The sequence below is a fragment of the Sulfurovum sp. genome, from assembly GCF_049668085.1.
Classification (GTDB): Bacteria; Campylobacterota; Campylobacteria; order Campylobacterales; family Sulfurovaceae; genus Sulfurovum.
Genome location: NZ_JBATIY010000167.1, coordinates 1 through 3,241, shown reverse-complemented (window position 1 = coordinate 3,241; position 3,241 = coordinate 1). Strand labels below are relative to the sequence as shown.

The window sequence follows — 3,241 nt, the reverse complement described above, 5'->3', positions numbered from 1 at the left end:
AAACCTGATCTCTCTAAAATTGGCAGAGTTTTGGCAGAGTCCAAAATTAGTTAGGCTGAAAGTACGTGTTGTAGGGGGATTATAGTGGTGGGTCGGGGGAGACTCGAACTCCCGACCACTCGGTTATGAGCCGAGTGCTCTAACCAACTGAGCTACCGACCCGTTAAGGTGCTATGGTTGGTCTTTCGAAATCATGATGATTTTCGAGTCAGAATTATATCTACTGTAGTCTTTAAATGCAATTAAATTTTGTAAAATCCCAAAAATTACTGCGAATATAATAAATGAGGTCCCTCCATGGCTGAACATAGGCAGAGGAAGCCCTACTACCGGGGCTAAACCTATGACCATATAGATGTTGACCCCCATATAAACAAAGAGTAAAAAAGCCAATCCGGAGGCAAAAGCCTTGATGAGATAATCATTGGCATATTTGGCTGAAATATAGAGTAAATTTAAGATCAAAAAGACATAAAGTACAATGACAGTGATCATCCCTTTAAAACCAAATCGTTCACCTAGATAAGCGAAAATAAAATCTGTAGATGAAACAGGCAAGAACTTAAGTTGCGTCTGTGTTGCATCTTCTTTGCTTTTACCCTCTAGACCACCTGAACCAATGGCGATCAGTGCTTGTCTAACATGGTAACTTGGTTTTCCTACAAAGTCAGTAACACGTTTCTTTTGATAAGGCTTTAACTGTCCGTAAAGCATGGGTGCTGAAAGTCCAAGTATGATAACAATCGCAGCCCATATCTTCCAGTTTATTCCTACTACAAATAAAATACCATACCCTGTGATGAGCAATACTAGTGCTGTACCCAGGTCTGGTTCTTTGGCAATGAGTAAAAAAGGAATAACAATAACAATGGAGAGTTTAATGAAATTTAAAATACCATAGCCCTTTTCTTCTGGAGGGTTTCTGCTTATCAGGTATCCAAGCATCATGATAACACTCACTTTGATAAACTCTGATGGCTGTATGGTGACCCCTACCCCTGGGATCTCTATCCATCTTTGTGCACCCAAGATAGTCTTTCCGACAAATTCAACTGCGATAAGCAAACCAAGATTCCCAATATAAAAAATAGGAACAAACCACCAAATGATCTGTCTCCAAGGCATAAATGCAGAAACAAAAAAAGCCATGGCTGCAATGACGTAGTAAACCATCTGTTTAGTAAAGAGATGAGGATTTATCTCATTGATCAGATAGGATGAGATGATAAAAAGAGGAACAACCTGTAACATAAGAAGGTAGGAAAAATGTTTAAAGATACGTTTGTCAAAGTCAAACCATGATTCCATACAACATCCTATTTTTTAGGGTATTATATCAGAAAGGATATAAGGGAGTATCATGCTAGATTTTTTCACCTTTACACACTTTAAAAAATCCCCTTCTCTATTGCATGCCGTAACAACTAAGTTACATGATAGTCCTTATGCCTTTAGTCTTGCACTACATACCGGTGAGCCTGTTGAAACCATCGTAGCCAATAGAAACAGACTCTCCAACCTTCTCCATAGTGATGAACAACTACATTACATCGTTGCAAATCAAACCCATAGTGACAACATCAAGGTCATTACCCAAAAAGAGACCAAAGGGTGGGAGAGCCTTTCGGATGCTATTGAAAACTGTGATGCACTGATAACCGATGTCAAAGGTGTAGTGTTGAATGTACTCACTGCAGACTGTGTGCCTATACTCCTCTATGACAAACAAAAAGAAGTGGTAGCTGCTGTGCATGCCGGCTGGAAAGGTACAAAAGCGCAGATAGCATCTAAAACCGTGCATAAGATGCAAGAAGTATATGGTTGTGATCCAAAAGATATCATAGCAGGTGTTGCACCTTCTATAGGACGTTGTTGTTATGAAGTAGGCAAAGATGTGGCAGAACAGTTTTTTGACATGCCTGAAGGGTATACCAATAAAGGTGATAAATATATGTTAGACTTGCCTCTCATAAATAAGCAGCAGCTCTTAGCAGCAGGGCTTCAAGAAAAAGACATTGAGATGAGCCATACCTGTACTGCCTGTGAAGTAGAACGGTTTTTTTCTTACAGAAAAGAGCAAGGATGTTCAGGCAGGTTTATGAGTATGATAGGTATCAAAAATACAAATTTTCAGAATATCTCGCAATAATTACATATTAAATAAAAAGAGGAATAATGCATACATTTCAAATTGCAGAATCAGTACTAGATGGTTATAAAAATGAGAAACTCAGTGAAGAAAGAATCAACTTTTTAATCACACAAGCCAATGAACAGCTTGATGAAATATCTCAAAACAAAGAGATATATGATAGTTTTCTAAACAAAGTTAATCCACCCCAAAAGATAGACAACATTATTCTTTGGATGCTTCTTATGTCAAATGAAACAATATGTGAAGAATATATAAGTGAATTCGATAAAGATTTTAGAGAAATAATCCCAGTGAGTGATTTAGCTGATCTATTATTTTACATTATTCACATGAAAAAAGTTAAAAACATTGAATTAGATGGATTTGACTATTTATTAGAATACCAAGGAGATGGTATAGAAGAAGTGGATCAATATAGTTTTGCAAATATCTTACTCTATATTCAAAGATCAAAAGAAATAGAGATAGAGTTTTAGAGTGAAAATACGGTTCTATTATGAAAACTCTCCTTTTCCCATAATTGCCAGAAACTGTAGGAAATTAAGTGAAATGGTGTGACCGTTTTTGGTACTGTTTCAAGCTCCAAGAAGGAACATAATGGAAAAAATATACACTATTGATAAAAAAGACTATTCACAGAGCAAGGCATTAGAATTAGCTCAAAACCCATCGACTCCAAGTGAAGTATTAGATGAATTAGCAAGAGATAAAGAGAATGATGAATATATTAAAACCTTTATTGCAAGACATCCAAACACAACGTCTAGAACTTTAGTATATTTGTTAAAATATGATAGAGTAGAGATGATGGGTGCTATTGCTGGGCACTCTAATACTTCACCCGAGATTTTAGAACTAATGGTACGCAGTAGCGATAAACTATACACATTGTTTAAATTGGCTCAAAATCCAAATACACCAACTGAAGCATTGGATGAATTGTCTGAAGAATCAGACAGTAAAGAAGTTAAATTAGCTATAGCTCAAAATCCAAGTACTTCAAAATCAACTTTAATGAATCTATTTGATGAAGGTGACATTATAAGTATTGAAGCACGTAAGAATTATGATTATCAACAAGCTTTA

At 36.3% G+C, this 3,241-nt stretch carries 3 protein-coding genes, 1 tRNA gene and 1 pseudogene; 3 read left to right on the top strand and 2 right to left on the bottom strand.

All coding sequences use genetic code 11. The features are described 5' to 3' along the window. Nucleotides 1-85: 85 nt before the first annotated feature. Nucleotides 86-162 (bottom strand) — tRNA-Met (locus tag WBM70_RS10085). Between the two features lie 9 nt (nt 163-171). Then, a complete protein-coding gene (locus tag WBM70_RS10080; protein WP_424558378.1) occupies nt 172-1,308 on the bottom strand; it encodes an FtsW/RodA/SpoVE family cell cycle protein in 1,137 nt (378 codons plus the stop codon). Nucleotides 1,309-1,360: 52 nt separating this feature from the next. On the opposite strand from WBM70_RS10080, the gene pgeF reads away from it, so the two are divergent. The 3 genes and pseudogenes from pgeF to WBM70_RS10065 all read left to right on the top strand — a co-directional run. Then, nucleotides 1,361-2,149 (top strand): peptidoglycan editing factor PgeF, encoded by a 789-nt coding sequence (gene pgeF, locus WBM70_RS10075; protein WP_424558377.1) that lies wholly within the window; start codon nt 1,361-1,363, stop codon nt 2,147-2,149. A gap of 26 nt (nt 2,150-2,175) precedes the next feature. Next, on the top strand, nt 2,176-2,631 hold the full coding sequence (locus tag WBM70_RS10070; RefSeq protein ID WP_424558376.1) for a hypothetical protein: 456 nt from the start codon (nt 2,176-2,178) through the stop codon (nt 2,629-2,631). 121 nt (nt 2,632-2,752) lie between these two features. Continuing rightward, nucleotides 2,753-3,241 (top strand): annotated as a pseudogene (locus tag WBM70_RS10065) (hypothetical protein); the annotation flags it as partial.

What these genes read in the sequence shown, in the direction of transcription:
- WBM70_RS10080 (WP_424558378.1), bottom strand. Translation starts at nt 1,308, where the DNA reads ATGGAATCATGGTTTGACTTTGACAAACGTATCTTTAAACATTTTTCC.
- pgeF (WP_424558377.1), top strand. Translation starts at nt 1,361, where the DNA reads ATGCTAGATTTTTTCACCTTTACACACTTTAAAAAATCCCCTTCTCTA.
- WBM70_RS10070 (WP_424558376.1), top strand. Translation starts at nt 2,176, where the DNA reads ATGCATACATTTCAAATTGCAGAATCAGTACTAGATGGTTATAAAAAT.